Below are 26462 nucleotides of genomic sequence, written 5' to 3'. Positions count from 1 at the left end.
ATTCATTGCCAAATTGGGATTGTCTTCCCAATCGCTATCCGGCCCCGACCGGGCGATCACTGCCGCCCTTCGCCGCGCGGCGGCACCAGCAGTGCCAGCGACGCCACCAGCACCAGGCCCAGGCTGACCACGTTGAGCACTTGGTCCCGCGGGCCGTACATACCCAACATGCCCAGGTGATAGATCAGGTGCAGCGCGTTGAACACCGACACCGCGACCCCGGTGACCACCACGACGGCACGGTTGCCCAGGTAGTACAGCGCCACCGCGCTCAGCGCCGCCAGTCCCAGATACATGGCGCCGACGTCCTTGACGAAGTGCTCGTTGTAGGGGCCGAGCACCGGCAACCACTGCATGCCGAGCCCGGGAAACGTGGTGTACCAGTGCAGCGGGGCGCTGTACGCCCACCCGCCGACGCCGAACCCGACCGCGGTCAACAGGATCAGGCAGGCGCGGTGCACGGTGCGGTTCACCGTGCCACCTCCGGGAGTGCGTCCAGCCATTCGGCGAAGGTCTGCCTGCCGCGGGGACCCGGTCCGGTGGGCAGCAGTGCGCCGTGGGCCATGCCTTTGCCGGCAGCACCGGGGATGCGCAGCGGCACGACCAGCCGGTGTTGCCCGCGTCGCCGGAGCACCCGGCGGGCCATGTCGACCACCGATTCCACCTGCGGGCCGGCCAATTCCGGTGCCATCTGCTGCGGTTCCCCGGCGGCCAGACCGACCAGGTGGGCGGCGACTTCGTCGACGGCGATGGGCTGCGATTTCATCTTCGGAACCGGCGCGACCGGGCCGGGCAGTTGCGCCAGCACCTGATCGGCGAACTCGTGGAATTGACTGGCGCGCAAGATGGTCCACGGGACGGCTGCGGCCTTGATGAGTTCCTCCTGCCGCAGCTTGCCCCGGTAGTAGCCGGTGGTCGCCCGGTCGATGCCGATGATCGACAACGCGACGTGATGCTGCACGCCGTTGCGCTGCTCGGCGGCCAGCAGATTGGCCGTCGCGGTGCCGAAGGATTCCCGGGCTTTGTTGGCGTTCATGGTGGCGAAGTCGACGACATCGATGACGGCCTGCACACCGTGCAGGGCGGCGTCGATCCCGGTGTTCGCCAGCAGGTCGACCCCGTGGGCGCGGGCCAGGATCACCGGCTGGTGGCCCTGGTCGCGCAACCGCTCGACGACTCTGCGCCCGGTCTTGCCGGTACCGCCGGCAACCGCGATCTTCATGGCTGTGTCCTTTCTGATTCGGATCTACCAGTTATGACGACGCAGCGCGGCCGAATGTGAGGCGGATTCCGATAGGGTCGCGATATGCCCGACGTAGTCGGCGAGCGCGGTTACCTGACCGGCCTGGCGTTTCGGATGCTGGGGACGATCGCCGACGCCGAGGACGCGGTCCAGGAGACCTACATCCGCTGGTACCGGCAGTCCGACCCCGAGCGTGCATCGATCGAGTCCGCGCGGGCATGGCTGACGAGGGTCATCGGCCGGATCTGCCTGGACATGCTGACCTCGGCGCGGGCCCGCCGCGAACGCTACGTCGGCCCGTGGCTGCCCGAACCGGTGCCGCCGCACGCCTTCGCCCCCGATATGGGTGACTGGCCCGCCGAGCGCGTCACGCTCGATGACACCGTCAGCACCGCGTTGTTGGTGCTGCTGGAATCGATGACGCCGGCCGAGCGGGTGGCCTTCGTGCTGCACGACGTTTTCGGGGTGCCGTTCACCGAGATCGGCGAGATCGTGGGGCGTAGCCCCGCCGCGTGCCGTCAACTCGCGGTGTCGGCGCGTACCCGCGTACGGCGCAGCCCGGCGCGGACCGTCAGCCGCGCCGAACACGACCGGGTGGTGCGGGCGTTCGCCACGGCCGCCCGCTCCGGTGACATGGCGGCACTCATCGCCACGCTGGACCCCGATGTGGTGGCCCGCTCCGACGGCGGTGGTCGGGTCAGCGCCGCGCGCAACCCGATTCACGGCGCCGACCGCGTCGCGCGCTACCTGACCGGGGCACTGCGGACCATGCCGTCGGTCAGGCTGGCCGATCGACAGACCAACGACGGGCTGGGCTTCGTGCTGCAGGCCGAGGGCTCCGTCGTCGGCGTGGTCACCCTGGAGGTCGACGGCGGTGTGGTCACGCAGGTCCGGTTGGTCCTCAACCCGGACAAGCTCACGCTGTGGCGATAGCGGCACTAGATCCGTCAACGCCGTTGACAAAATTGACCCCGGCGGCGCATGGTTTGAGTCAACGTTGTTGACAAAAATGGGCGAACCGCAGAGGAGAACACTCCGATGAGCGAATTACGCGCCGGCGTAGTGGGTTTGGGCATGATCGGCGGCGGTGTGGCGGTCAGCTTGGCCCGCAGCGGGCGTATCCCGGCGGTCTACGACATTCGCCCCGGCGCCGCCGACGACCTGGCCGGCGTTCCGGAGCAGGCGGCGACCATCGCCGAGGTGGCCCGCGACAGCGACGTGGTGCTGGTGGCGACCCTGACCGCCGAACAGGCCCGAGAGGTGATCGCCGGGGACGACGGGATTCTCTCGGCCGCCCACGACGGGCTGGTGGTCGCATTGCTGTCCACGGTCGACCTGGACGCGGTGACCGAACTCGCCGCCCGGTGCGAAGGCGCCGGAGTCGGGTTCCTCGATGCCGGTGTCACCGGCGGCACGCAGGCCGCCGAGAACGGGTTGACCGTGATGGTCGGCGGCCCCGAGGAGGTATTCGCACGGGCCAAGCCGGTGTTCGACGACTTCGCCAAGATCGTGGTGCATTGCGGCGATACCGGCACCGGCATGGTCACCAAACTGGCCCGCAACGCCCTGACCTATTCGATGTGGGCGGCGGTGCGGGAGGCCGCCTCGATCGCGGACGCGGGCGGCGTCACGTTGGACAAGCTGCTGGAGGTCATCTCCAACACCGACGGGGGCACGTCACCGCTGACGCTGCTGCAGGTGCATGCCGCCGGCATCGAGGTTCCCGAAGAACGGGTGGATTCCGCGGTCGCGCTGGCCGAAAAGGACCTCGCCGCCGCGCAGGCTTTCGCGGGCAGCGTCGGGCTGGAGGTGCCCATCGTCGACATCGCCCGGCCGAGGATGCGCGCGGTGTACGACGGGACGCTGCCCGAGCCGCTGCCCGGTGAGCCGTGGCAACGCGGGCTGGCGATGATGGATCGGGTCTACGGCCCCGGCTACAGCAAGCAGGTACCCGACGGCGTCACCATCCCCAGCGTCGTCACCACCGTCGAGCACCTCTTCGGACAGATCCTGTCCCGGCCCTACCTCACGCTGCGCGACCGCCGGCTGCTGACGTTCGGGGTGACCGCGATGGTGGGCCGCGCCGACCTGCTGCAGACCCAGTTGCGCGGCGCGATGGCCAACCAGGAGTTCACCGTCGATCAACTGCGCGAGATCGTCTTGCAATTAATGCATTACGCCGGGTGGCCCAACGCGACGGCGGTGCAGGCCGCCTTCGAGGAAGCCATCGGCCAGTACGCCGTTCCGCAGAGCAGCTGAGCCGGTGGACGACAGGCAGACCGGCCCGGTCGCCGGCGCACCGGTTCGCAAACCCGGCCGGCCCCGCTCGACGGCCACCCGGGAGGCCATCAAGGCCGCGGCCTCGACGCTCTTCGCCGAACACGGCTTCAGCGGCACCTCGGTGCGCGACATCGCCCGACTGGCCGGCAGCGATCCCGCGGTGGTGATCCGCCACTTCGGCTCCAAGGAGAAGCTGTTCCTGGAAGTCCTCACCGTGCCGCAGAGCTTTCAAGGGCTGGTCGAGGGCCCGCTGCAGACCCTCGGCCGGTCGATACTGCACCGGCTCTTCGAGACGGACGATTCGACGCTGCGGCTGTACCGCACCCTGCTCGGTGCGCTGGACCGGCCCGAGGTCCGCGCCTACCTGGAACGGTCGACCACCCGCCACATCACCGAACCGCTGACCGCACGCCTGAGTGGACCCGACGCCGGCCTGCGTGCCCAACTGATCGCCGCGCAGATCGGTGGATTGCTCACGCATATCAGCCTTTTCGAGCAGACCTCAGACCTGGTGGCCGGTGCTGCGGCATTCGACCACTATGCCGTCGCCCTGCAAGCCCTCATCGACCCGAAGGAGAAACCATGACCGACGGACCGCTTCGCATCATCGGGTGGGGGCTCGGCGCGGTCGGCCAGGAGATGATCACCACGATCATCGACCACCGTCCGGACCTGCAGATCGTCGGCGCCCGGGTGTATTCACCCGACAAGGACGGCGTCGACATCGGCACCCTGGTCGGCCGGGATCCGATCGGCGTCACCGCGTCCACCGACACCGACGCCATACTGGCCCTCGACGCCGATTGCGTGCTCTACACCCCGCGCCACCCCAGAATCGACGACGTGTGCGCGCTGCTGGCCGGCGGCAAGAACGTTGCCACCACGGCATTTCTGTTCCACCCCCGACGGATCGCATCGGCCGACGCCGACCGGGTGCTGGCCGCGGCCCGCGACGGCGGCGCCACCGTACACGGCAGCGGCCTGAATCCGGGCAACCTCTCGGGCGTACTGCCGCTGGCACTGTCGGGCATGAGTCGCACCATCGACAAGGTGACGCTGCAGGAGCGGGCCGACTGGTCGGTGTACGAGAGCACCTCGATCACCTTCGACGTCATGGGATTCGGTCAGCCGGTCGAGGCGATCGGCCCGACGACGAGCGAATCCCTGGCGCTCACCAGTTCGTTGTTCTGCGAACAGGTCTGGTTCATCGCCGACGAACTGCACGCCGGCATCGACGAGGTCACCACCCGTGTCGAGGCCGTCCCCGCGGTCGCCGATCATCAGATCTTCGACCGCCTGCTGCGGGCGGGCACCACCGCCGGCCAACGCTGGACCTGGTCGGGCCGCCGCAACGGCGAGACGCTGGTCGAAATCGAGGCGCTGTGGACCGTCGGCGGCGAGTACCCGGCACACTGGCCGACCCCCGAACACGGGTGGACGCTGACCGTCGAGGGCGATCCGTCGATGCGGACCCACTTCTTCTCGCTGGCCAGTTTCACACGGGCCGCCGGTATCGAGGAGCACGTCCGCTCTGCGAGTGTGGCCACCGCGATGCAGGTCCTCAACGCGGTGCCGGCGATCTGCGCCGCACCGCCCGGGGTGGCCACCATGGCCGACCTGCCGCCGGTCCGCAGTCACGTCGGCTTCGGCAACCGCCCCCGATGACCGCGATCGGAGATCCCGGTGCCACCGACCACCGGTAATCGGTGGCGATCCACTACAGTTTTCACACACCTGTTCCGACAGGTTCCCCGCCCCCGTAGCTCAGGGGATAGAGCACGGCTCTCCTAAAGCCGGTGTCGCAGGTTCGAATCCTGCCGGGGGCACTTGGTGCGTGTGAATTACGCAGATTGTGGCACTTGTTTGCTCTTGGGGATCGCCGTCGCCCACAGCACCCAGGCGATTAGCACCGGTTGGAAGAACAGGCGCACCAGTCGGCTGATGTCGCTGTTGAGGTTGAAAGCATCGACGTGGTTCAGATACTGGGCCAGATTGCCCGGAAAGATGAGCACGAAGAACACCGCCAGCAGGCCACCCACCAGCACCCGGTCGCGGCGCAGCACCGCCAGACCGACACCCAGCGCGATCTCCACTCCCCCGGAGGCCATCACGACGCCGTCGGCGTCCATGGGCACCCACTGCGGTACCTGCGCCTGAAATTCCTGGCGTGCCCAGAACAGATGGCTGAACCCCGCGAAGACCATCTGCGCGGCCAGCACGTAGCGAGCGATAGTCCGGGCGCGTGTCGTTGGAGGTGGGGGCGGTAACGCGGCCATAGCGGGTCCTTACTCTCGGCTATTCATCGGTGGCAGGAGTTGTCGGGTTGCCGGCATAGAGGCTCTCCGCGAGAAACCGCACTGCATCGCGGAGCGCGGCAAGGTCCTCGGCGGCCACATCGCCGTTGCCGACCAACCGCTCCGGCAGGCAGGCGGCGCGCTCCTCAAGCGCGTGCCCGGCCGCGGTGAGGGTGACCTGGACGCGACGTTCGTCGGTGGCCGATCGCTCGCGACGCACGTAACCGATCGCTTCGAGGCGTTTCAGCAGCGGCGAAAGGGTGCCGGAATCCAGATGCAATCGGCTACCGAGGTGCCCTACGGTGCACGGTCCGTCCTCCCAGAGCACCAGCAGCGCCAGGTACTGCGGATACGTGAGGTGCAGTTCGTCGAGCAAGGGGCGGTACGCGGCGGTTACCGCACGTGATGCCAGATGCAGGGCGAAGCAGAGTTGCTCATCGAGGCGCGGCGCAGGCACCCGATAACCGTAACGCACTGTTTTATTGCGCACAACTGAATTTGACACAATTAGATTCGGTGGCAGCACCAGCGGAGCGAGAGACCGCACCCTTCCGGATGGATCGACGATTGACACCGCTCCCCCGAACCGTCATTCTAAGACGACTGGTCATTTTAAGGGGGAGACTTTGATCAGCAGCGCTACGGGCCTCGCGGCCCCGTTCACCTTGGGCAACGGCACGGTCGTGCCGAACCGCCTCGCCAAGGCCGCGATGTCGGAATGTTTGGGAAGCCCGTCGTTCGCGCCGACCCGACGTCATGTCTCGCTCTACGAACGCTTTGCCGCCGGTGGAGCGGGCCTGATCATCACCGGCAACGTGATGATCGACCGCAGCGCCATCGGCGAGGTCGGCAATGTCGTGGTCGAGGACGATCGAGATCTGCCGATCCTGCGCCAATGGGCCTCGGCGGCGAAGTCTTCTGGCGCAGTCGCGTTGGCGCAGATCAACCACCCGGGCCGCCAGGTGCTGGCCGGAGTCGGTTCAAGGCCGGTTGCTCCATCGGCGGTCAAGGTCCGTCGGGCCGCGGGAGTGTTCCGCACCCCGCGCGCCTTGACCGCCGCCGAGATCAACGGCCTGATAACCCGATTCGCCGACAGCGCTCGGATTCTGGTCGATGCCGGATTCGACGGGGTGGAGATCCACGCCGCCCACGGCTACTTGATCAGCCAGTTCCTGTCCCCTTTGACCAACCTTCGCGCCGACGCCTGGGGCGGATCGCTGGAGAACCGGAGTCGATTTCTTCTCGAGGTGATCGCGGCGGTCCGCGCCGCTGTGCGGCCGGCGGCGGTAGCCGTCAAACTGAACTCCGCGGATTTCCAGCGCGGCGGGTTCGAGGACGGCGAAGCCCGTGACGTCGTACGAATGCTCGACGGACTGGTCGATCTGGTGGAGATCTCCGGCGGCACCTACGAGTCGACCGCGTTCATGGGGGTATCGCAAGATGCGACGCGAGCCAGTACGCGGCATCGCGAAGCCTACTTTTTGGACTTCGCGGAGTCGGTGCGCGGCAGCCTCCGCACACCGTTGATGCTCACCGGAGGTTTTCGCACCGCTGCCGGCATGACCGCTGCGATCGAGTCCGGTGCGGTCGACCTTGTCGGGCTGGCCCGTCCGCTGGCCTTGGATCCCGCCTTGCCGGCCCGGCTGCTGCAGGGATCGGCGGCCGCCGGCGCGGATGTTCCTCGCCGGCTCGGGCTCGCCCGGTTCGACGGCATGACGGATCTGATCTGGCACACCGTCCAGTTGCAGCGGATGGGACGAGGGCTGCACCCCGCCCCGGATCGACATCCTTTGTTGACGATGGCCGAATACGGTTGGCACTACGCCCCTTACCTATGGACCCGCATGACGGGAGGGCGATCTCGATGAGTCCGCGTGCCCCCAGGGCTTCGGCGGTGGCAACCCGCGAGCGACTCCTTGCGGTGGGGTTGGAACTGTTCCACGCCCGCGGTTATCACGCCGTGGGCATTCAAGAAGTGGTCGACGCAGCCGGTATACCAAAAGGGTCGTTCTACAACCACTTCCGCAGTAAGCAGGAGCTTGCGATCACCGCTTTGCAGCAGTACGCGGCGCACAGCCCCGTCGATCTGCTGTGGTCCACCCCGGAAGGGCCGCGTGCCGGGATCCGGGCGCACTTCGAGGAACTCGAACGCCGGTTCGTCGACGCCGACCTGATGCGTGGCTGCATGCTGGGCAACTTCGCCAACGAGATCGCCGATCGGGACGAGACCGTGCGGAATCTGCTGACCGGCCTGTTCGAGGCCTGGGCCGAGGTGCTCACCGACGCCTTACGGCAAGCCGAAACCTCGGAGTCCGTTCGACTGGCGATGCCGGCCGATCAGTTGGCCGGTGTCATCCTGAGCTTGTGGGAGGGTGCGATCACCCGCGCCCGGGCCGCTCAGTCCGAGGAACCGCTCCGCCAATTCTTCGACGTCGTCTTCGGCGACCTCATACCGGATCCATCCGTCGACGATGCCACCGCGACGACGCCGGTCGACCGGGACAACCGATGACCGTGTCGAAATCCGCACTCACCCAACGCCTCGCCGCCGCCGGCGCACACACTCTCGGCCGCATGTTCCACCTCTACGACCGGGACGACACGCCACTTCCCGCTCAGGAGTTCCTCCGGCCGCACGCCACGACCAAACGCTATGGGTTCTCGCACATCAACGTTGTGATTCCCGATCTTCCGGCGCCACACCGCCATCTGTCATGCATGGCACTGTTGGGACGCGCCGGTGCGGCGTGCTTCGACAACGACTTCCTGCCCGGCTCGCCGCGCGACACCGCCACCCTCGCGATCGGCACTGCCGCAACCGGTTCCGACGGTTTCCGGGCGTACTCCATGTCGCGCGACTGTGACCTACGCGAAGACGGCACTTACCTACGTTTCGGTGACGAACTCACCATCACCGGAAGCTTCCCCGATTTCCGGGTTGTCATCCAGGACCGCGACTTGTCGATCGACATCGCCGTGACGTGCACGGATCAAACCACCACGTTTGTGCGCAACCCCGTCTACGACCACGTCGGCCATCCCGCCCGCTACCGCGGAGCGTTGACCTGGGAGGGCCACCGTCATCCCATCGAAGGTGTGCTGTCGTTCGAGTACGCGCGCGCGACCAGCCTCACGGCGTTTCGCGACAAGACCGTGCCGACGCTCCTGAAACTGCCGGTGACCCACTTCGAATGGCAGGTCATCAAGATCAAACCGGATACGTTGCTGATGTTCGCCGATGCCTCCGCCTTCGGCCAATCCATGCTCACCAGCGGGTACCTGAAACAACTCGACGGCACCTCGCAACGGCACACCCGCAACGTGACCCACGAGATCCTCTGCTACCGCGATGAATTCGCGGTCGCTCCCGACGGCTACGCCACCCGGATTCCGGCCGAGTTCAGGTGGCGCATCCATGCGCCGGATGGTGACGTGTCCACGGAGATCGTGGGGATAACCGACACCGACCTGCTGTACGGCATCGGCCGTGGCTGGCTCGGCGGCTTCTCCTACACCGGCCACCATCAGGGTTCTCCGGTCGAGGGAGTCGCCTACCTGGAGTACGTGCGGCTCAACGACCCGGGCCGCCTCTGACGCGGATCAGCCCGCGAACAGCTCGGTCAGGTCGAAGCTCGGGGTGGTCGCGATCAGCTCCGACATGTTGGCCCACTGCTCGGCGGCCTGCCCGCCGAGCTCGGTCGGCCAGGCGTCGTTGGCGGTCAGGATCACCGTGGCCAGGTCGTCGCGGGCGTTGAGCAGTCCGGACAGGATGCTGGTGTTGGGGTTGAACAGCGCGTCGTTGACGGCCGTGATGAACATCTGCGGCAGCAGCACCGACATCGCGGTCTGCGCCACGGCCAGCGTCATGGGCGCGGTGATGTCGTTGGCCAGCACCGGCAGTGCGTTCCAGATCGCGGTCAGGCTCTCCCCCGGGTTGTCGAAGAAGACCCGCAACACGGTGTCCCAGTCGGGGCTGAGCGCGTCGGTGAACCGCAGCTCGATCGGGGTGAAGGGCTGCTCGCCGAAGACCGACTCGAAGGTGTCCTTACCCATCAGCGCCGAGAGCGCATTCAACTCGAGATGTTGGAGCACCCAGGCAGGCTGGGCGTGCATCCGGGAGATGTCGAGGCCGTAGCCGTAGGAGAACACCCGCTGGGCCATGTCGGCGGCGAACTCTTCGGGGCTGACCGTCGGCGTGTCCTCGGGCAGGTACTCGGCGAGGTCGTCGACCGAGACCACCTGGGCGGTGACGCCCAGCCCGATCGCGTCTTCGCGGTCGACCAGGTTCTCGTAGCGCGCGAAGATCTCGCCGCGTTCCAGTCCGCCGGTGTCGAGCCAGTTCGCGACACCGGGATTCGTCGCGCTGACAACGTAATAGGTGTAGCCGTCCTCGGCGTGATAGGTGGTGGTGTGGTTGAGGGTGGTCTGGGCCATCACGTAGGGCAGCGCGCCGCCGTAGACGTTCATCAACTCGATACCGCTGTAGGCCGAGTCCAGGGTCGGCATTTTGAGGATCAGCGCCTCGCCGGGCGCCAGGTCGAAGTTGCCGCCGGTGACGACCGCCGACTCCAGGCCGACGCCGAAGCTGGTCTCCGGCGCCAGCGTCATCATGGTGTTGGCGGGCACCTCCATCCCGACCGAGGCGCCGCCTTCGATGCTGCGCTGGTTGAACGGGACGACGATCTGTGCGAACGCGCCGAACAACATGTTCAGCACGTCGTCCACCGAGCCGATGCCGGCCGGCTCGCTGGGTGCGTCGGTGCCGTCCTCGCTGGGGAAGAACCCGCCTGCGGGGATCGCGAAGAACGGCGGGCAGTCCGCCACGCACTGCAGGCTCATGCTGCCGGGGCCCTTGGCCCAGTCGCCGAGCATGTCGCGGATCAGCAGGGACGCGGCACCGCCGACGGTGGCATCGGTGGAATCCAGGAAGTTCACCGCGCCTTCGGGTGCTTCCGGCCCGATGTAGACCGTGTAGTTGCCGTTCGCATCGACCACCAGACCGTGGCCGAGTTCCAGGTCCTCGATGGTGTGGGCGGTGGCGCCGGTGACGGCGGTGGTGCTGATCGACATGTGCTCGGTGCCCCCACCGAGGGTTCCGGTCAGCACGTACGTCGCGCCGGGCGCCAGCCCCGCGGTCACGTGGTAGTAGATGTCGGGGGTGAAGTAGTCGAAGTACTGCCGGGAGTCGGCGACGTTGCCGGCGACCACCTCGGGTGACTGGAAGAACACCCCGTTGAACAGCTCGGTGACCCGGGACAGCCCGGTGGTGAGCAGTTCGTAGTTGGTGTTGCGCAGCATGGCCATCAACACGTCCGCGTCCTCGGGCGAGGCGTAGGGCAGGGACAGGTCGAAGTCACGGGCCTGGTTCATGGCGTCGAGCAGGTCATCGAGTGCCTGTTGGTATCCCGCGGTCAAAGCCACCGCGGGGGCGGTGGTACCGGTGGTCGCCAGCGGGCCTGCGGCCACCATCGACAGCGCGCAACCGATCGCCGCGGCGGCGACGCCGACACGCGGTGGCCGACCCGCAGCCGTGAGCCACGAAGAGATCTTGGAATGGTGCGTCGTCTCGGTGCTGCCGGTGATGCCCACTGTTACTCCCCCGCCCCGTTAATCATTTATTCGTCGTATTAACAGCAAACTCTCATCTTGGACGATACGTCGGGCCCCGAGGGGGTGCAATAGTCACCGCGGATCCGCCGGCGATCGTGTCGGCAAACCCATTGCCGCCATCCGCCGGTGCCGGCAGGTAGGTTGCGCTGCATGTCCAAGCGATGGATTTCTGCACTCGGAGCGTCGACCGCAGCCCTGATCTTGGCCGGTTGCGGGCTGACGGTGACGAAAGCCGGCCCCGACCCCGTGGGCAACCAGGTCCCCCGCAGCACACCCAACGGCATGGTGTTGGTGTCGCCGGACAACTTCGTGCGGGCCGTCAGCGACCGGGAATTCACCAATGTCGTCAACGAGAACGGCTTCGGCCGCTTCTTCCACATGCGCGACGTCACCCCGATCGACCGGCAGATGGTGGTGCGCTCCAACCGGGACACGCTGTACTCGGCCGCCGTATTCGATCTGCAGGCCAGTCCGGTCACCCTGACCCTGCCCGACCCCGGCCAGCGGTACATGTCCGCACAGGTGATCAATCAGGACGAATACATCGTCGACATGTTCTACGGCGGCGGCGAACACACCATCGACGAGCAGCGCGCCGGCACCCGCTATGTGCTGGTGGCCATCCGCACCCTGGCCGACCCCACTGATCCCGCGGACCTGGCGGCGGCACACCGTCTGCAGGATGCGGTGACGGCCAGCCAGACCGACACCGGCAGCTTCGACGTGCCCCGCTGGGACCCGGTCAGCCAGAAGAAGGTCAACGACGCCCTGCTGGAGCTCGCCCAGACCATCCCCGACACCCGGGGCATGTTCGGCACCGCGGCCGAGACCGACCCGGTGCGCCACCTGATCGGGGCGGCCGCGGCATGGGGTGGAAACAACGAGCGCGAAGCCCTGTACCTCAACGTCACCCCGACCCGCAACGACGGCAACACCGTCTACCGGCTGACCGTCAAAGACGTTCCGGTGAAAGGCTTCTGGTCGGTCACCGTGTACAACAAGAACGGCTACTTCACCGAGAACCAGCAACAGGCGTATTCGGTCAACGACATCACCGCCCACAAGGCCCCGGACGGATCGGTGACCGTGCAGTTCGGCGACTGCTCCGACGGCGTCCCCAACTGCCTACCGGTCACCCCGGGCTGGAACTACCTGGTGCGCCTCTACCAGCCGGAGAAGGAGATCCTCTCCGGCAAGTGGGTCTTCCCGGTGGCCCAACCGGAGGAATCGGGCAGCGGCGAGCCCCGAACCCCGGCGTCGTCTCCGCCGCCGGCGCCCACCAGCACTCCCCCCGCACCGCCGGCACGGCCGGGGCGCTGAGGCACGTCGGACGGGCCGAGTGCGCACGCCCCGGCACCTCTACTTCGCGTACGGGTCCAACCTGTGCGCACGACAGATGGCGCGTCGCTGCCCCGACGCGTCCGACCCCCGCCCGGCAACGCTGGACGACCACGACTGGCTGATCAACGAACGCGGTGTGGCCACCGTCGAGCCGTTCCCCGGTGCGCGGGTGCACGGGGTGCTGTGGCGGGTCTCCGACTATGACCTCGCCGCGTTGGACAGCGCCGAAGGTGTGCCGCTGCGCTACCGCCGGGACCGGCTGACCGTCCACGCGACCGACGGTGGCCCGGCGCCGGCGTGGGTGTACATCGACCATCGGGTGCAGACCGGCGCGCCACGACCCGGTTACCTGGAGCGCATCATCGACGGCGCCGTCTCCCACGGGCTGCCCGCGGGCTGGATCGAGTTCCTGCACCGGTGGGATCCCTCGCACTGGCCGATGCCGCCGGCTGCGGGCGACGCCGCACCGGAGTCCCTGTCGGAGCTGTTGGCCGATTCCGGCGTCGTCGAACACAGCCGGCTGCGGTCCCGCTTCGGTTTTCTCGCCGTTCACGGCGGCGGTTTGGAACAGCTGACCGACGTGATCGCCGAACGCGCCGCGGCGGCGGCCGGCGCTTCGGTGTATTCGATGCGCCACCCCGATCGCGCTCCGCGCCACCTGCCGTCGACCCGATATCGCCCGGAGGAGTCCGGGCTGCTGGCCGCATTCCTCGACCACGTCGACGTCGTGGTGTCGCTGCACGGTTACGGCCGGATCGGGCGCGGCACGCAACTGTTGGCCGGCGGTGGCAACCGCGACCTGGCGGCACATCTGGACCGATGCCTCGACCTGCCCGGCTATCAGGTGATCACCGATCTGGAGGCGATACCGGCCGAGCTTCGCGGCCTGCATCCGGCGAACCCGGTCAATCGGGTACGCGGCGGCGGCGCGCAGTTGGAACTGCCGACCCGGGTGCGCGGTGTCAGTCCGCGCAGTCAGCCGCCCGGCGACGACGGCCTGTCACCGGTCACCGCCGCATTGGTGCGCGGGCTGGCGATCGCGGCCACCACCTGGCGGCTCACCGACTAGGCCGCCCGCGGCCCGGGCCAGCCCGCCAGGGCCATGTCGGCCAGGGCATGCAGTTCGTCGCGGCTCGCCCCGCTGCGGGCCTGGACCGCGATGCCCTGACACACCGCGGCGATCCAGCGCGCCAGCACCACGGTGTCCACCGCCGCCAGCTCGCCGTCGGCCACCGCGGCGTCGAACCGTCGGGCGATCCGCTGCACCAGGGCCTCACGCAGCTCGGCGAGCCCCGGCCCGTCGTCGACGGTCAGGCAACCCTGCGGGCCGCTGCTGGAGGTGTCGGCCGCCCCGTGCACCGCCGCCTTGGCGACTTCGGCCGCGGTGGGCAATGTCAACGCCGCCGCCACATAGCCGCCCTGCCCGGCGAGATAGCGGTCCACCACCCGCTGATACAGCTTCTCCTTGGAGCCGAACTCGGCGTAGATGCCGCGGCGGTTGACCTTGGCCGCGGCGCTGATGTCGGAGATCGAGACGCCGTGGAAGCCGTGCGCCCAGAACAGCTGCAACGCCGCCTCCACTACCTGGTCGGGATCGAACTCCCGCGGCCGTCCCACCGCCATTGCCCGCCCCGCCTTTCCTGTGATGTGCATCACATCGGGAATGCCCGCGACCCCGCGCCGCCTTGACCTGAGCGTACTAAGTAACACATCGGTTCGTAATTAGCTGGAGGAAGCAACATGAGCACAGCGACCCTGACCGGACGGCGCGTCCTGGTCACCGGCGGTTCCCGCGGGATCGGCCGGGAGACGGTACGACGCCTAGCGGCCGACGGTGCCGCCGTGGCCTTCACCTACGCGGCCTCCGCGGCCGACGCCGAAAGCCTGGTCGCCGACGTCGCCGCCGCCGGCGGACAGGCCGTCGCGATCCGGGCCGACGCCGCCGATCCCGCCCAGGTCGAGGCCGCCGTCGAACAAACCGTCACCGAACTCGGCGGCCTGGATGTGCTGGTGAACAACGCCGCCGTCCTGCATATGGCGCCGATCGACGAGTTTCCGGTCGAGCAGTTCGACCGATTGGTCGCGATCAACATCGCCGGCCCGTTCCGGGCGGTGCGCGCCGCGGTGAAGCACCTGGGCGAGGGGGCGCGGATCATCAACATCGGCAGCGTCAACGCCGAACTGGTTCCGGGCCCCGGACTGGCGGTGTACGCCATGACCAAGGGCGCCATGGCCTCGTTGAGCCGGGGCCTGGCACGTGATCTGGGCCCGCGGGGCATCACCGTCAACACCATCCAGCCCGGCCCGATCAACACCGACGCCAATCCCGACGACGGCGGCGAATTCCCGGAGAGCCTGAAGAAACTGACCACCCTCGGGCGCTACGGGCAGGTCGGCGACGTCGCCGCCGTGGTCAGCTTCCTGGCGGGCCCGGAGTCCGGGTACGTGACGGGAGCGACCTGGAACGTCGACGGCGGCGTCACCGTCTAGCGCTAACGGCGCCCCATCGCCGAGGCCAGCGCCCAGATCGAACAACCCAGGGCCCCGGCCACGGCGACCGCCGCCAGATACAACCCGTAACCGGCGCTGATCGGCGCGACGACGTTCAACCGGTAATAGCCGACACCGAGCGCGCCGATCAGCACCGAATCCACCAGGGCGACAACCGCGGCCAGCCGGGTGAACAGGGCTCGGCCGACCATGGCGCCGGCCACCAGCAGGACCGAGGCCAGCAGCACGATCAACTGGCCGGCTCCGAAACCCGGTGGCAGGGCGATGGCACCGACGCCGCCGCCGATGGCGCTGGCGTGCCCGCCGCCGCCGGCCGTCGTGGTCAGCCACGGCAGCCAGGCGCTGGCCGACACGATCGCGGCGCACAGCGCGATCAGCCAACCGGGACGCAGGGTCATGCCGGCGCGAAGACCGTGACGAACCTGCGCAGTGATTCGTTGATGTCGCTCTTGAGCGCGGCGGCCACCAGCATGCCGATCGGCCCGAACAACGCAGGCCCGCCCAGGTGCACGTCGAAACTGACCTTCGAGCCGTCGCCGGCCGGGGAGACCTTGGCGAGCAGCTTGATCTTGACCCCGCCCTTGCCGTCACCGTTGAGCGTCATGCCGGTGGGCGGCTTGTAGTTCACGATCGTCCACCGGACTTTGTTGAGCATGCCCTTGACCTCGACGATGGACTCCAGGGTGGTGCCCTTGTCGAGGGTTTCGGGCAGCGTGCTGCGCCACACCCGGTGGATGGTCAGCCACTCTTTGTAGCGGGACAGATCCGAAGCGTGCGCCCAAGCCTCCTCGGGAGGCAGGGGGACGTCGATGGATCCGGAGAGCTTGGCCATGTCGTTGTTACCCCTCGTGTCACGGTTTATCGCTGGGCCATTGTGGTCGCTGCCGGCTCGCGCCACAACTTCGGATGCCCACCGACGCGGGCCGCCTGCATCCACCACAGCGCCTCGATGGCGGCGGCACCGAGCGCGCCGATCCCCAGCGCGAGCAGCGTCAATGCGACGTTGGAGGGATCCAGCAGGAATTTCTCCCTGGTCAGCGGGATCGCGAAGATCGCCACATAGGCCGCACCGCAACTGCCCACCAGCAGCAGTCGCCACCACTGGTAGGGCCGCGCCACCACCGCCAGCACCCACCCCGCGGTGATCAGCAAGGTGATCAAAGCACTGGTGGAGGCTTGGATCTGCTGGACCGGGGTGGCTGCACTGCCGCGGTAGGCCACCAGATAGGACGAGAACGTGGCGACACCCACCACCACGCCGGCCGGCAGCGCGCCGCTCATCACCCGCCGGACGAATCCGGAATGTGCCTGCTCGTTGTTCGGCGCGAGCGACAGGATGAACGCCGGGATTCCGATGGTGAACCACGCCGCGATCGTGACGTGAATCGGCTGGAACGGGTACAGCAACGGCTCGGTGCCGAACAACGCCGACGCCAGTCCCACCGTTCCCACCAGCAGGGCGAGCAGCACCGAATACACGGTCTTGGTGAGGAACAGATGCGCCACCCGCTCGATGTTGCCGATCACCCGGCGGCCCTCGCCCACCACGTAGGGCAGTGTGGCGAACCTGTTGTCCAACAACACGATCTGTGCCACCGAGCGCGCCGCCGAACTCCCGGACCCCATCGCGACACCGATATCGGCGTCCTTGAGCGCCAATACGTCGTTGACGCCGTCGCCGGTCATCGCCACGGTGTGATCGCGCGCCTGCAGGGCGTGCACCATGGCGCGCTTCTGGTCCGGTCGCACCCGGCCGAACACGGTGTGTCGCTCCAGCGCGCCGGCCAGCGCTTCCGGTTCGGCCGGCAGCTCCCGGGCGTCCACCGCGTCGCCGGGCAGCCCCAGGTCGGCGGCCACCGCCCCCACCGACACGGCGTTGTCCCCGGAGATCACCTTCACCGAGACACCCTGTGCGGCGAAGTATTCCAGGGCGCCCCGGGCATCGGGCCGCAGTGTCTGCTCGAGCACCACCAGCGCCGCAGGCGTGACCCGGCCCGGCGCTTGCGGGTCGTCGACGGGGGTATCGCAGGCGCCCAACAGCAGGACCCGCAGGCCGCGGGCCCCGATCCGCTCGGCCTGCGCGGCAGCCTCCGACGTCGGTTCCAGCAGCACATCGGGCGCGCCCATCACCCAGTTGCCGTGCGCGGAGAAGGAGACCCCGCTCCATTTGGTGGCCGACTTGAACGGTGCCCGAGCCGAACACGCCCAGTCCGGCGACACCGGGAACGCCTCGGCGATGGCCGCGATGCTGGCGTTGGGGCGTGCGTCGTCGGCGGCCAGGGCGGCCAGCGCATCGCGCACCGGAAGGCCTTCGGCCCCACCGAGTTCGATGACCTGCGAGACCCGCATGGTGTTCTCGGTGAGCGTGCCGGTCTTGTCCGCGCAGACCACGTCGACGCGGGCCAGCCCTTCGATCGCGGGCAGTTCCTGCACCAGGCACTGCCGTCGGCCCAGTCGCACCACGCCGACCGCGAACGCCAGCGAGGTCATCAACACCAGGCCTTCGGGAACCATCGGCACCAGGGCACCGACCATCGCCAGAACCGACGCCCGCCACCCCACGTCGGTGGTGAACAGCTGGGTGTAGATGATCAGCAGCCCGGCCGGGATCAGCAGGTAGGTGATGAATTTCAGGATGTGGTCGATGCCGCTGCGCAGTTCGGATCTGACCAGGGTGAACTTGCTGGCCTCCTCGGCCAGTTGCGCCGCGTACGCCTCGCGGCCGACCCGGGTAGCCCGGTAGGCGCCGTTGCCGGCGACCACGAAACTGCCCGACATCACCGGGTCCGCCACCCCCTTGTCGATGGCGTCGGCTTCACCGGTGAGCAGCGACTCGTCGACCTCGAGGTCGGCGGCCTCCACCATCTCACCGTCGACGACGATCTGGTCACCGGGGCCGAGTTCGATGACATCACCGAGCACCACGTCGGCGGGCGGCAGTTGCCGAGTCCCGGATTGCCTGCGCACCAAGGGTTTCGCCTGACCGACGATCGCGAGCCGGTCCAGTGTCTGTTTGGCGCGGATCTCCTGCACCATGCCGATGACACTGTTGAACACGATGAGCAGCCCGAACAGCCCGTTGATCCAGGAGCCGGTGGTGACCACGATGGCCAGCAGCACACCCAGGATCGCGTTGATCCGGGTGAACACGTTGGCCCGGATGATCTGCGGCACGGTGCGCGCGGCGCGGGCCGGCACATCGTTGGTCTGGCCCTGCGCGACCCGCTGCGCCACTTCGGCATCGGTCAGGCCCGCGGCGCGTTGCGTCGTCATCGCGTCACAGTCTCCACCAGGGACTGCACGCGTCGTCTCCGGGGCGCACCCGGCCACCGGGTTTGGGCACCGCCACCGACACCCCGGCGGCGTCGGCGGCGGCGGTCAACCGTTCCACCGGTTCCGCCCAGCGGTGTGGCGCCAGCCGGAAGGTGCCCCAATGGATCGGCACCAGCAGGCCCGACGCCGAGCCGTTCAGGTCGAGGTGCGCCCGCACCGCCTCCTCGGGATTCATGTGGACGTCCGGCCAGGCGGTGTTGTAGGCGCCGATCGGCAGCAGCGTCATATCGAACGGTCCGTGTTCGGCGCCGATCACCCCGAAGCTGCCGGTGTATCCGCTGTCGCCGCCGAAGTACACCCGGTGCTCGGGCCCGGCGATCACCCAGGACGCCCACAGCGTCTGGTTGCGGGTGAAGAACCGCCCCGAGAAGTGCCGCGCCGGGGTGCACGTCACGGTGAGATCCCCCAGCGCGGCGTGTTCGTTCCAGTCGAGTTCGACGATTCGCACCGCCGGCACCCCCCAGGCGCGCAGGTGCGCCCCCACCCCCAACGGGACCACGAACGGCGCCCGCTGGCTGCGCGCCAACGCGGTGACGCTGTCGATGTCGAGGTGGTCGTAGTGGTCGTGGCTGATGACGATCGCATCCACGGCGGGCAGTCCGGCGAGTTCCACCGGCGGCGGGTGCAGGCGCCGCGGCCCGACCGCATCCGACGGGGAGCAACGCTCGCTCCACACCGGATCGGTCAGCACCCGGTAGCCGTCGATCTCGACCAGGGCCGTCGCGTGCCCCAGCCAGGTGATCGCCAGCGGTTCGCTACCGAACTCCGGCGTCTCCAGCGGGATCGGTTCCGCGGGACGCCGCGCGACCCGGTCGGCGAACAGTTCGCGCAGCATCAGCAGCTGCTGTTCGCGGTCCATGTTGACCGCCGCGGCACGTTCCAGATTGTGGAAGATCCCGTCGCGGTAGTTGGCCGACCGGCCGGCCACCGCGTCGATGGCGCTCGGCGCCGCACCCAGCGCAGCGGGCGTGCCGCGCAGCGCACGAAGCGTCCAACCCCCGACGGCCAACGACGCCGTGGCCCCCGCCAGTCGAAGCGCTCCGCGCAGCATGACGCGAGTCTAAGGCGGTCAGGCGCCCTGGAACTTCGGTGCCCGCTTCTCCACCCGCGCCACCTGGGCTTCGATCACGTCCTGGCTGGCCCACGCCCGGTCGAACAGCTCCTTGTGGATGGGCTGCTGCTCCTCGTAGGCGCCGTCGTCGTTGAGCACCCGTTTGGCGTGCTGCAGTGCCAGCGGTGCCAGCCCGGCGATCTCGTGTGCCCAGGCCTGCGCGTCGGCGACGGTGCCGATCCGGTTGGCCATGCCGGTCAGCAGCGCGGTATCGGCCGGCAGCTTCTCGGCGGTGAGCATCATCGCCCGGGCCCGCCCGTAGCCGACCAGCGAGGTCAACCGGCGGATGCTCCAGTTGTCCAGCGCCAGGCCGTACTTGGCGACCGGGAACTGGAAGAACGCCTCGGGCGCGACCACCCGCAGGTCGCAGACCATCGCCAACTGCAGGCCCGCGCCGATGGCGGCACCGTTGATGGCGCCGATCACCGGCACCGGGACGTCGGCGATGCTCTGGTGCAGGGCCATCAGCCGGTCGGGGTAGTCGGCGGCGAACGCGTCCCCGGACAGGTCGGCGCCCGCGCAGAACACCGTGCCCTGCCCGGTCAGCACGATCGCACGGACGTCGTGGGTGGCGGCGTCGACGACCGCCTCGCGCAGCTCGGTGACGAGCTGAGAGTTCAACGCGTTGCGCCGCTCGGGGCGCTGCAGCTCGATAGTCGTGACGGCTTCATCGCGGGTAACACCGATCATGACGACCCAGCCTATTAGCCTCGAACTGTGAGCCGGACCGGGGCCGACGAACTGCGCGACGCGGTACTGGACCGCGATTCCTTCCTCAGCTGGGACACCGAGCCGTTGGCCGTTCCCGTGAGCACCGACTATGCCGCCGATCTGGCGGCGGCCCGATCGGCCAGCGGCCGCGACGAGGCGGTGCTCACCGGTGAGGGACGGATCAACGGCCGCCGGGTCGCGGTGATCGTCAGCGACTTCGACTTCCTGGCCGGCTCCATCGGGGTGGCGGCCGCCGACCGGATCACCGCCGCGATCACCCGGGCCACCGCGCAGCGACTGCCGCTGCTGGCGTCGCCGAGTTCGGGCGGCACCCGGATGCAGGAGGGCACCGTCGCGTTCCTGCAGATGGTGAAGATCGCCGCCGCCGTCGAACTACACAAACGCGCACACCTGCCGTATCTGGTCTATCTGCGCCATCCCACCACCGGCGGGGTGTTCGCATCGTGGGGTTCGCTGGGGCATGTGACGCTGGCCGAGCCGAACGCGCTGGTGGGATTCCTGGGCCCGCGGGTCTACGAACAGCTCTACGGTGCCCCCTTCCCGCCGGGTGTGCAGACCGCCGAGAACCTCGCCGCGCACGGCGTGATCGACGGCGTGATCCCGCTGAAGTGGCTGCGGCGCACCTGCGCGCGGGCGCTGAAGGTGCTGCTCGACGACCCCGCTCCCCCGCCTGCACCGCCGCCGGACGAACCGATTCCCGATATCCCGGCGTGGGATTCGGTGTGCGCCACCCGGCGCCCGGACCGCCCGGGGGTGGGTTTCCTGCTGCGGCACGGTGCCACCGAACGGGTCATGCTGGCCGGCACCGGCAGTGCCGAACGCGGCGCCACCATGCTGTTGGCGTTGGCGCGCTTCGGCGGCCGGCCCGCGGTGGTGCTGGGCCAGCTGCGCGGTCCGGACCGGTTGACCGATCCGGTGGCGTTGCGCGACGCCCGCCGCGGCATGGCACTGGCCGCCGGCCTGCGGCTGCCGCTGGTGCTGGTCATCGACACTCCGGGGCCGGCGCTGTCGGTGGAGGCCGAAGAAGGGGGCCTGGCCGGGCAGATCGCGGCGTGCCTGGCCGAGCTGGTCACCCTCGAGGTGCCGACGGTGTCGGTGCTGCTGGGTCAGGGCAGCGGCGGCCCCGCCCTGGCGATGGTGCCCGCCGACCGGGTGCTGGCGGCGACGCACGGCTGGCTGGCGCCGCTGCCGCCGGAAGGTGCCAGCGCCATCGTGTTCCGCGACACCGCGCACGCCGCGAAACTCTCCGCCGCGCAAGGCATCCGGTCGGTGGACCTGCGGGCCGACGGGATCGTCGACGTGATCGTGGGCGAACACCCCGATGCCGCGGCGGAGCCGATCGACTTCGCCAAGCGGATGTCGCGGGCGATCGCCGTCGAACTGCACGCGCTGGCGGGGGTGCCCGCCGAACAGCGGATGGCGGCCCGCCTGGAGCGTTACCGGCGGATCGGCCTGCCCGGCTGACCCGGGCCGGCGGTGGACCGCTACCCGGCGGTGATCATCGCCACGGCCACCGCCGCCAACACCATCCCGGCCACCTGCCGGGGCCGCACCCGCTCCCGCAGGATCACCACCGCCAGCACCACGGTGGCGGCCGGATACAGCGAGATCAACACGCTGGCCAGCGACAGCAACGACAACTGCAGCGCCCACAGCATGGTGATGTTGGCGGCGGTGTCGAGCACCGCGATCAGCAGGGCGAGCCGCAGCGGGGTGCCGGTCGGCACCCGCAGATTGCGGGTCATCGCCGCCACCGCGATCACCAGCACGGTGGCCGCGGCGCGTGCGAACAGCAACGGCCACAGCCCGGCATCGGCCGAGGTGCGGTCCAAGAACACGAAGTTCATGCCCAGGGCCACCCCGGAGGCGATCGTCAACCAGACCACGCCCCGGGTCAGCCCCGCCCGGGTGCCGCCGTCCTCGCCGGCATGCCAGCTGATCAGCACCACCGCACCCAGTGCCAGGGTGATGCCGACGCCGGCGATCATCCCCGGCCGCTCCCCCATCACCCGGCCGATGCACACCGGCACACTGGCGTCGACCACCGCGGCCAGCGGCGACACCACCGAGATGGGACCGGCACCGAGCGCGGCGTAGAACCACCAGATGCCCAGCGCCTGACTGATCCCACCGAGCATGCCGAGCACGACGGCGCCCGCGGTGATCCGGCCGCCGCCGAGCACCGCGAGCACCCCCAGCAGCACCATCGAGACCGGGGTGGAGACCAGCACCACCCGCAGTGCGGCGACCCGCCGCGACGCGACGCCGCCCACGAAGTCGCTGACACCGAAGCTGGTGGCCGACGCCAGGGCCAGACCCTGAGCCGCCGGGGAGCCGATCACACCGCGACCCCGGGGACGGCCGATTCGATCATCACGCCGAAAGGGTAAGGGCCCGATCGGCGCCGATCCCGGGTCGTTTACGGGATCTTTGCAGCCGACGCGGCCCGCTTCAGGCCAGTGAGCGCAGCCAGGCGTCGTGCAGCGCCGCGTAATGCCCCTCGGCCCGGATCAGCTCGGCGGGCGGGCCGTCCTCGACGATGCGTCCGTCCTCGATCACCAGGACCCGGTCGGCGATCTCGACCGTGGAGAGCCGGTGGGCGATCACCAGCGCGGTCCGGCCGGCCAGGACGCCGCGCAGCGCCTGCTGCACCATCCGCTCACCGGGAATGTCCAGCGACGAGGTGGCCTCGTCGAGGATCAGCACCGCCGGGTCGGCCAGGAAGGCACGGGCGAACGCGACCAGTTGGCGTTGGCCGGCCGAGAGCCGACTGCCGCGCTTGCCGACATCGGTGGCGAAGCCGTCGGGCAGCGCGGCGATGAAGCCGTCGGCGCCCACGCCGGCCGCGGCGGCGATCACCTCGGCGTCGGTGGCCTCGGGGCGGCCGAACCGGATGTTGTCGGCGACCGTGCCGGAGAACAGGAAGTTCTCCTGGGTGACCATCACGATGTGCCGGCGCAGCGCCGCCTGCGGCAGCGTCCGCAGGTCGACCCCGTCGAGGGCCACCGTCCCGGAACCGGGGTCGTAGAACCGGGCGATCAGTTTGGCGATGGTCGATTTGCCGGCCCCGGTGCTGCCGACCAGCGCCACGGTCTGCCCGGCCGGGATGCTCAGCGACATGCCGTCCAGCACCGGGTGGTCGGCGCGATAGCCGAAGTGCACGGCGTGCAGGTCGATCCGGCCGGTCACCTCGCCGGGTACCGCCGCGGGGTCGGCCGGTTCGGCGACGGCGGGTTTCTCGGCCAGTACCCCGGCCAGCTTCTGCAGCGCCGATGTCGCCGAGGAGAAGGTGTTGAGGAATTCGCTGATGCCCTGCATCGGTTCGAAGAACATCCGCAGATAGAGCAGGAACGCGGTGAACGTCCCGATCGTCATGTGGCCGTGCAGCACCCGCCAGCCCCCGTACAGCAGCACCACCCCGGTGGTGAGGTTGCCGACCAGTTTGACGCCCGGCGCGAAGACCGCGACCAGCCGGAACGCCTTCTCGTTCACCGCCCGGTAGCCGTCGGCGACGCCCGCGAAGATCTGCTGGTTGCGCTCCGCGCGACGGTAGGCCTGCACCGCTTTGATCCCGGTCATGGTCTCGGTGAACTGCACGATCACCCGGGCGGCGTGTTCGCGCACGGCGGTGTAGTTCTTCGCCGACTCCGACCGGAACCAGCGCAGCAACAGCATCAGCACCGGAAACGCGGTCAGGCACATCAGGCCCAGCCGCCAGTCCAGCACCACCAGCAGCACCGACGTGCCGATCAGCGTGAGGATCGCGCCGACCAGGCCGTCGAACCCGGTCAGCAGCATCTCCTGGATCGCGTCGACGTCGTTGGTCAGCCTGCTGACCACCCACCCCGAGGTGTAGCGCTCGTGGAATCCGACGTCGAGGCGCTGGAACTGCCGGAACACCCGTCGGCGCAGTTCCAGCAGCATCCGTTGGCCGATCCTGCCCGATCCCTGCAGGAACGCCATCCTGCTGACGGCCTGGGTGAGGACCGCCGCGGCCAACAGGGCCATGATCACCGCGAGCTGCCGGGTGGAGCCGTCCGTCGCGATCGGCGGGATGCCCCGGTCGATACCCCGCTGGGCCAGCAGCGGAACCGCCAGCCGGGCGGCGTTCTCCACCAGGATCGCCAGGATCAGCAGCAGTGCCGCCGGCCGGTACGGGCGCAGCAGCGACCACAGCAGGGCCCGCGCGTCGGCCCGGCTCGGCTCGGCCGTCACCGGCGTGCCCACTCGGCGAGGTGTTCGGCGCCGTCGTCGAGTTCGTCGTCGGCGGCCAACAGGTAGCGGTACTGCGGCACGCCGGCCAGTAGTTCGGCATGCGTGCCGATCGCGGTGACAGCCCCGCCTTCGAGCAGCGCCACCCGGTCGGCCAACGCGATGGTGGAGGCCCGGTTGGCCACCACCAGCGCGGTGATGGGTTCGGGTCCGGACCGCAGGGTCCGGCGCAATGCTTCGGTGACGGCGGCCTCGGTGTGCACGTCCAGCGCCGACAGGGTGTCGTCGAGTACCAGCACCGTCGGTGCGGCCACCAGCGCCCGGGCCAGCGACAGCCGCTGCCGCTGCCCGCCGGACAGGCTCATGCCCTGCTCGCCGATCCGGGTGTCGAGGCCGTGCGGCAGCTCGTAGACGAAGCCCGCCGATGCCGTCGCTATCGCCCGGGCCAGGTCGGTGTCGTCGGCGTCGGGCCGGCCGAGTCGCAGGTTCTCCGCCACCGACATGGAGAACAGCGTGGGATCGTCGAAGGCGGTGACCACCGCCGAACGCAGGGCCCCCAGCGTGAGGGTGCGGATATCGCGCCCACCGATCAGGATCTGCCCCTCGGCGACGTCGTAGAGCCGCGACAGCAGCATCGCCAGCACCGACTTCCCCGAACCGGTGGCCCCCACCACCGCCAGGGTCTCCCCGCGCTCGACGGTGAGGTCGACCCCGCGCAGCACCCACGGGCTGTCCGGGAAGTCGCCGAACCGGAATCCGACGTCACGCAGTTCGAGTCGTCCCGACGGCGGCACCGGGTCGTCGCCGTCGGTGATCGTCACCGGCGCGTCGAAGATCTCGGTGATGCGGTCGGCGGCGGTCATCGCCTCGTGGGTGGACGACAGCAGAAAGCCCAGCGACGACAGCGGCCAGATCAGCGACAGCATCAGCGTGACGAACGCGACCAGGGTGCCGATGGTGATCAGCTGGTGCCCGACCGCATACGCGCCGACCGAGAGCACCCCGATCAGCGTCACATTGGGGATCACCCCCAGCAGCGTCCAGAACTTCGACGACACCATCACCTTGGCGATGCCGAGGTCGCGCAGGGCCTCGGCCTGGGCGTCGAATCGGGCGAACAGATGCTCCTCACGGCCGAACGCCTTGACGGTGCGCACGCCGGCCGCCGACTCCTCGACCACGGTGGCCACCTGCCCGGCCTGGTCCTGTGCTTGACGGGTCAGCCGGGTGTATTGGCGCCGGAAGTGGTGGACGGCCAGCATCACCGGGACCAGCGAGGCGCACACCACCACCCCGAGCGGCCAGTAGAGCACCAGCAGGATGAGCGTCACCGTCACGATGTGCACGGTGTTGAGGACCAGGAACACCACCACGAACGACAGGAAACGCCGCACCGCGGACAGGTCGTTCATGATCCGCGACAGCAGCTGCCCGGATTGCCAGCGGCCGTGGAAGGTCATCGGCAGGATCTGCAGCCGGGCGTAGAGGTCCTTGCGGATGTCGGCTTCCACGCCCATGGTGGTGGGCGCGACCAGCCAGCGGCGGGTGAACACCAGCAGCGCCTCGACGACCCCCAGCGCGGTGGCCGCGGTACCCAGCACCCACAGGCCGGGTTGATCGCGGTGCGACACCGGCCCGTCGATGACGGTCTTGGTCATCAGCGGGATCGTCACGGTGGCGACCAGGCTGAGCACCGCGACCGTCACCATGGTGATCCACCGGCCTCGGTAGGGGCGCAGGTAGGGCACCAACCTGCGCAGCGCCGAAGCCGAACTCACGGAATCGACCCTAGTTC

The 26462-nt window shown here is 69.0% G+C and carries 25 protein-coding genes and 1 tRNA gene; 12 read left to right on the top strand and 14 right to left on the bottom strand.

All coding sequences use genetic code 11. The annotated features are described in order from the left end of the window. Positions 1-56: 56 nt before the first annotated feature. Positions 57-473, bottom strand: a complete 417-nt coding sequence (locus RCP38_RS03970; RefSeq protein WP_308475714.1) for a hypothetical protein — start codon at positions 471-473, stop codon at positions 57-59. Then, positions 470-1222: an SDR family oxidoreductase gene (locus tag RCP38_RS03965; RefSeq protein ID WP_308475713.1), complete on the bottom strand. Its 753-nt coding sequence runs from the start codon at positions 1220-1222 to the stop codon at positions 470-472. The genes RCP38_RS03970 and RCP38_RS03965 overlap by 4 nt, the downstream gene beginning before the upstream one ends. A gap of 84 nt (positions 1223-1306) precedes the next feature. On the opposite strand from RCP38_RS03965, the gene sigJ reads away from it, so the two are divergent. From sigJ to RCP38_RS03940, 5 genes are all read left to right on the top strand, one after another. Beyond that, on the top strand, positions 1307-2176 hold the full coding sequence (sigJ, locus tag RCP38_RS03960) for an RNA polymerase sigma factor SigJ (RefSeq protein WP_308475712.1): 870 nt from the start codon (positions 1307-1309) through the stop codon (positions 2174-2176). A 105-nt stretch (positions 2177-2281) separates the two neighbouring features. Continuing rightward, positions 2282-3502 carry an NAD(P)-binding domain-containing protein gene (locus RCP38_RS03955; protein WP_308475711.1) on the top strand — a complete coding sequence of 407 codons (1221 nt, stop codon included), beginning with the start codon at positions 2282-2284 and terminating at the stop codon, positions 3500-3502. Positions 3503-3506: 4 nt separating this feature from the next. Then, positions 3507-4109, top strand: a complete 603-nt coding sequence (locus tag RCP38_RS03950; protein WP_308475710.1) for a TetR/AcrR family transcriptional regulator — start codon at positions 3507-3509, stop codon at positions 4107-4109. Further along, positions 4106-5188 carry an NAD(P)H-dependent amine dehydrogenase family protein gene (locus tag RCP38_RS03945; protein WP_308475709.1) on the top strand — a complete coding sequence of 361 codons (1083 nt, stop codon included), beginning with the start codon at positions 4106-4108 and terminating at the stop codon, positions 5186-5188. Before RCP38_RS03950 ends, RCP38_RS03945 begins: the two co-directional genes overlap by 4 nt. 88 nt (positions 5189-5276) lie before the next feature. Next, a tRNA-Arg gene (locus tag RCP38_RS03940) sits at positions 5277-5349 on the top strand. 15 nt (positions 5350-5364) lie between these two features. Here RCP38_RS03940 and RCP38_RS03935 read toward each other — a convergent pair. Together RCP38_RS03935 and RCP38_RS03930 are read right to left on the bottom strand one after the other, a co-directional pair. After that, a complete protein-coding gene (locus RCP38_RS03935) occupies positions 5365-5799 on the bottom strand; it encodes a DoxX family protein (protein WP_308475708.1) in 435 nt (144 codons plus the stop codon). A 19-nt stretch (positions 5800-5818) separates the two neighbouring features. After that, positions 5819-6274, bottom strand: a complete 456-nt coding sequence (locus tag RCP38_RS03930; RefSeq protein WP_308475707.1) for a MarR family winged helix-turn-helix transcriptional regulator — start codon at positions 6272-6274, stop codon at positions 5819-5821. A gap of 208 nt (positions 6275-6482) precedes the next feature. On the opposite strand from RCP38_RS03930, the gene RCP38_RS03925 reads away from it, so the two are divergent. From RCP38_RS03925 to RCP38_RS03915, 3 genes are read left to right on the top strand one after another with little or no spacing between them, the layout of a single operon-like run. After that, a complete protein-coding gene (locus RCP38_RS03925; RefSeq protein ID WP_308475706.1) occupies positions 6483-7685 on the top strand; it encodes an NADH:flavin oxidoreductase/NADH oxidase family protein in 1203 nt (400 codons plus the stop codon). Beyond that, positions 7682-8329 (top strand): TetR/AcrR family transcriptional regulator, encoded by a 648-nt coding sequence (locus tag RCP38_RS03920; protein WP_308475705.1) that lies wholly within the window; start codon positions 7682-7684, stop codon positions 8327-8329. Before RCP38_RS03925 ends, RCP38_RS03920 begins: the two co-directional genes overlap by 4 nt. Beyond that, complete coding sequence (locus RCP38_RS03915; RefSeq protein ID WP_308475704.1) at positions 8326-9411, top strand: DUF6670 family protein; 1086 nt, start codon at positions 8326-8328, stop codon at positions 9409-9411. Before RCP38_RS03920 ends, RCP38_RS03915 begins: the two co-directional genes overlap by 4 nt. Before the next feature lie 6 nt (positions 9412-9417). Here the strand turns inward: RCP38_RS03915 and RCP38_RS03910 are convergent, their stop codons facing one another. Continuing rightward, positions 9418-11406 (bottom strand): hypothetical protein, encoded by a 1989-nt coding sequence (locus RCP38_RS03910; RefSeq protein ID WP_308475703.1) that lies wholly within the window; start codon positions 11404-11406, stop codon positions 9418-9420. 312 nt (positions 11407-11718) lie between these two features. Between RCP38_RS03910 and RCP38_RS03905 the strand changes: the two genes are divergently transcribed. Both RCP38_RS03905 and RCP38_RS03900 read left to right on the top strand, forming a co-directional pair. Further along, positions 11719-12747, top strand: a complete 1029-nt coding sequence (locus tag RCP38_RS03905) for a DUF1214 domain-containing protein (RefSeq protein WP_308477048.1) — start codon at positions 11719-11721, stop codon at positions 12745-12747. A gap of 19 nt (positions 12748-12766) precedes the next feature. Beyond that, complete coding sequence (locus RCP38_RS03900) at positions 12767-13837, top strand: poly-gamma-glutamate hydrolase family protein (RefSeq protein WP_308475702.1); 1071 nt, start codon at positions 12767-12769, stop codon at positions 13835-13837. Here RCP38_RS03900 and RCP38_RS03895 read toward each other — a convergent pair. Then, positions 13834-14391, bottom strand: coding sequence for a TetR/AcrR family transcriptional regulator (locus RCP38_RS03895; protein ID WP_308475701.1), 558 nt, complete (start codon positions 14389-14391; stop codon positions 13834-13836). The two genes, RCP38_RS03900 and RCP38_RS03895, sit on opposite strands and share 4 nt — an antisense overlap. Positions 14392-14508: 117 nt before the next feature. Here RCP38_RS03895 and RCP38_RS03890 point away from each other — a divergent pair, with 117 nt between their 5' ends. Beyond that, complete coding sequence (locus RCP38_RS03890; RefSeq protein ID WP_308475700.1) at positions 14509-15258, top strand: 3-oxoacyl-ACP reductase family protein; 750 nt, start codon at positions 14509-14511, stop codon at positions 15256-15258. A 2-nt stretch (positions 15259-15260) separates the two neighbouring features. On the opposite strand, the gene RCP38_RS03885 is transcribed toward RCP38_RS03890, so the two are convergent. Genes RCP38_RS03885 through RCP38_RS03865 form a run of 5 tightly spaced genes read right to left on the bottom strand, consistent with a single transcriptional unit; the run spans position 15261 to position 20413 of the window. Then, on the bottom strand, positions 15261-15677 hold the full coding sequence (locus tag RCP38_RS03885) for a hypothetical protein (RefSeq protein WP_308475699.1): 417 nt from the start codon (positions 15675-15677) through the stop codon (positions 15261-15263). After that, positions 15674-16111 (bottom strand): type II toxin-antitoxin system Rv0910 family toxin, encoded by a 438-nt coding sequence (locus RCP38_RS03880; RefSeq protein ID WP_308475698.1) that lies wholly within the window; start codon positions 16109-16111, stop codon positions 15674-15676. The genes RCP38_RS03885 and RCP38_RS03880 overlap by 4 nt, the downstream gene beginning before the upstream one ends. A gap of 26 nt (positions 16112-16137) precedes the next feature. After that, entirely contained in the window at positions 16138-18552 is a 2415-nt protein-coding gene (locus RCP38_RS03875; protein ID WP_308475697.1) for a cation-translocating P-type ATPase, read from the bottom strand. Positions 18553-18556: 4 nt separating this feature from the next. Continuing rightward, positions 18557-19663: an MBL fold metallo-hydrolase gene (locus RCP38_RS03870; RefSeq protein WP_308475696.1), complete on the bottom strand. Its 1107-nt coding sequence runs from the start codon at positions 19661-19663 to the stop codon at positions 18557-18559. Positions 19664-19681: 18 nt separating this feature from the next. Further along, positions 19682-20413, bottom strand: a complete 732-nt coding sequence (locus tag RCP38_RS03865) for an enoyl-CoA hydratase (RefSeq protein WP_308475695.1) — start codon at positions 20411-20413, stop codon at positions 19682-19684. Between the two features lie 27 nt (positions 20414-20440). Here RCP38_RS03865 and RCP38_RS03860 point away from each other — a divergent pair, with 27 nt between their 5' ends. Then, positions 20441-21919: a carboxyl transferase domain-containing protein gene (locus tag RCP38_RS03860; RefSeq protein WP_308475694.1), complete on the top strand. Its 1479-nt coding sequence runs from the start codon at positions 20441-20443 to the stop codon at positions 21917-21919. Positions 21920-21939: 20 nt separating this feature from the next. Here RCP38_RS03860 and RCP38_RS03855 read toward each other — a convergent pair whose 3' ends face one another. From RCP38_RS03855 to RCP38_RS03845, 3 genes are all read right to left on the bottom strand, one after another. Then, the gene (locus RCP38_RS03855; protein ID WP_308475693.1) at positions 21940-22797 is read right to left on the bottom strand and encodes a DMT family transporter; all 858 of its coding nucleotides are present in this window, start codon (positions 22795-22797) and stop codon (positions 21940-21942) included. Positions 22798-22906: 109 nt separating this feature from the next. Continuing rightward, a complete protein-coding gene (locus RCP38_RS03850) occupies positions 22907-24670 on the bottom strand; it encodes an ABC transporter ATP-binding protein (protein WP_308475692.1) in 1764 nt (587 codons plus the stop codon). Beyond that, positions 24667-26376 (bottom strand): ABC transporter ATP-binding protein, encoded by a 1710-nt coding sequence (locus RCP38_RS03845; protein ID WP_308477047.1) that lies wholly within the window; start codon positions 26374-26376, stop codon positions 24667-24669. Before RCP38_RS03845 ends, RCP38_RS03850 begins: the two co-directional genes overlap by 4 nt. Between the last annotated feature and the right edge of the window lie 86 nt (positions 26377-26462).

The sequence above is a fragment of the Mycolicibacter sp. MU0083 genome, assembly GCF_963378075.1.
GTDB classification, from domain to species: Bacteria; Actinomycetota; Actinomycetes; order Mycobacteriales; family Mycobacteriaceae; genus Mycobacterium; species Mycobacterium kokjensenii.
Note: the sequence above shows the minus strand (reverse complement) of the source record. Positions and strands in the feature narration are given on the sequence as shown.

Bases quoted from the DNA above. Each gene is read 5' to 3' on its own strand.
- RCP38_RS03935 (WP_308475708.1), bottom strand. From the start codon at position 5,799: ATGGCCGCGTTACCGCCCCCACCTCCAACGACACGCGCCCGGACTATC.
- RCP38_RS03915 (WP_308475704.1), top strand. From the start codon at position 8,326: ATGACCGTGTCGAAATCCGCACTCACCCAACGCCTCGCCGCCGCCGGC.
- RCP38_RS03875 (WP_308475697.1), bottom strand. From the start codon at position 18,552: ATGACGACGCAACGCGCCGCGGGCCTGACCGATGCCGAAGTGGCGCAG.
- sigJ (WP_308475712.1), top strand. From the start codon at position 1,307: ATGCCCGACGTAGTCGGCGAGCGCGGTTACCTGACCGGCCTGGCGTTT.
- RCP38_RS03955 (WP_308475711.1), top strand. From the start codon at position 2,282: ATGAGCGAATTACGCGCCGGCGTAGTGGGTTTGGGCATGATCGGCGGC.
- RCP38_RS03845 (WP_308477047.1), bottom strand. From the start codon at position 26,376: ATGGTGACGGTCGCGGTGCTCAGCCTGGTCGCCACCGTGACGATCCCG.
- RCP38_RS03890 (WP_308475700.1), top strand. From the start codon at position 14,509: ATGAGCACAGCGACCCTGACCGGACGGCGCGTCCTGGTCACCGGCGGT.
- RCP38_RS03885 (WP_308475699.1), bottom strand. From the start codon at position 15,677: ATGACCCTGCGTCCCGGTTGGCTGATCGCGCTGTGCGCCGCGATCGTG.
- RCP38_RS03880 (WP_308475698.1), bottom strand. From the start codon at position 16,111: ATGGCCAAGCTCTCCGGATCCATCGACGTCCCCCTGCCTCCCGAGGAG.
- RCP38_RS03945 (WP_308475709.1), top strand. From the start codon at position 4,106: ATGACCGACGGACCGCTTCGCATCATCGGGTGGGGGCTCGGCGCGGTC.
- RCP38_RS03870 (WP_308475696.1), bottom strand. From the start codon at position 19,663: ATGCTGCGCGGAGCGCTTCGACTGGCGGGGGCCACGGCGTCGTTGGCC.
- RCP38_RS03920 (WP_308475705.1), top strand. From the start codon at position 7,682: ATGAGTCCGCGTGCCCCCAGGGCTTCGGCGGTGGCAACCCGCGAGCGA.
- RCP38_RS03965 (WP_308475713.1), bottom strand. From the start codon at position 1,222: ATGAAGATCGCGGTTGCCGGCGGTACCGGCAAGACCGGGCGCAGAGTC.
- RCP38_RS03895 (WP_308475701.1), bottom strand. From the start codon at position 14,391: ATGGCGGTGGGACGGCCGCGGGAGTTCGATCCCGACCAGGTAGTGGAG.
- RCP38_RS03865 (WP_308475695.1), bottom strand. From the start codon at position 20,413: ATGATCGGTGTTACCCGCGATGAAGCCGTCACGACTATCGAGCTGCAG.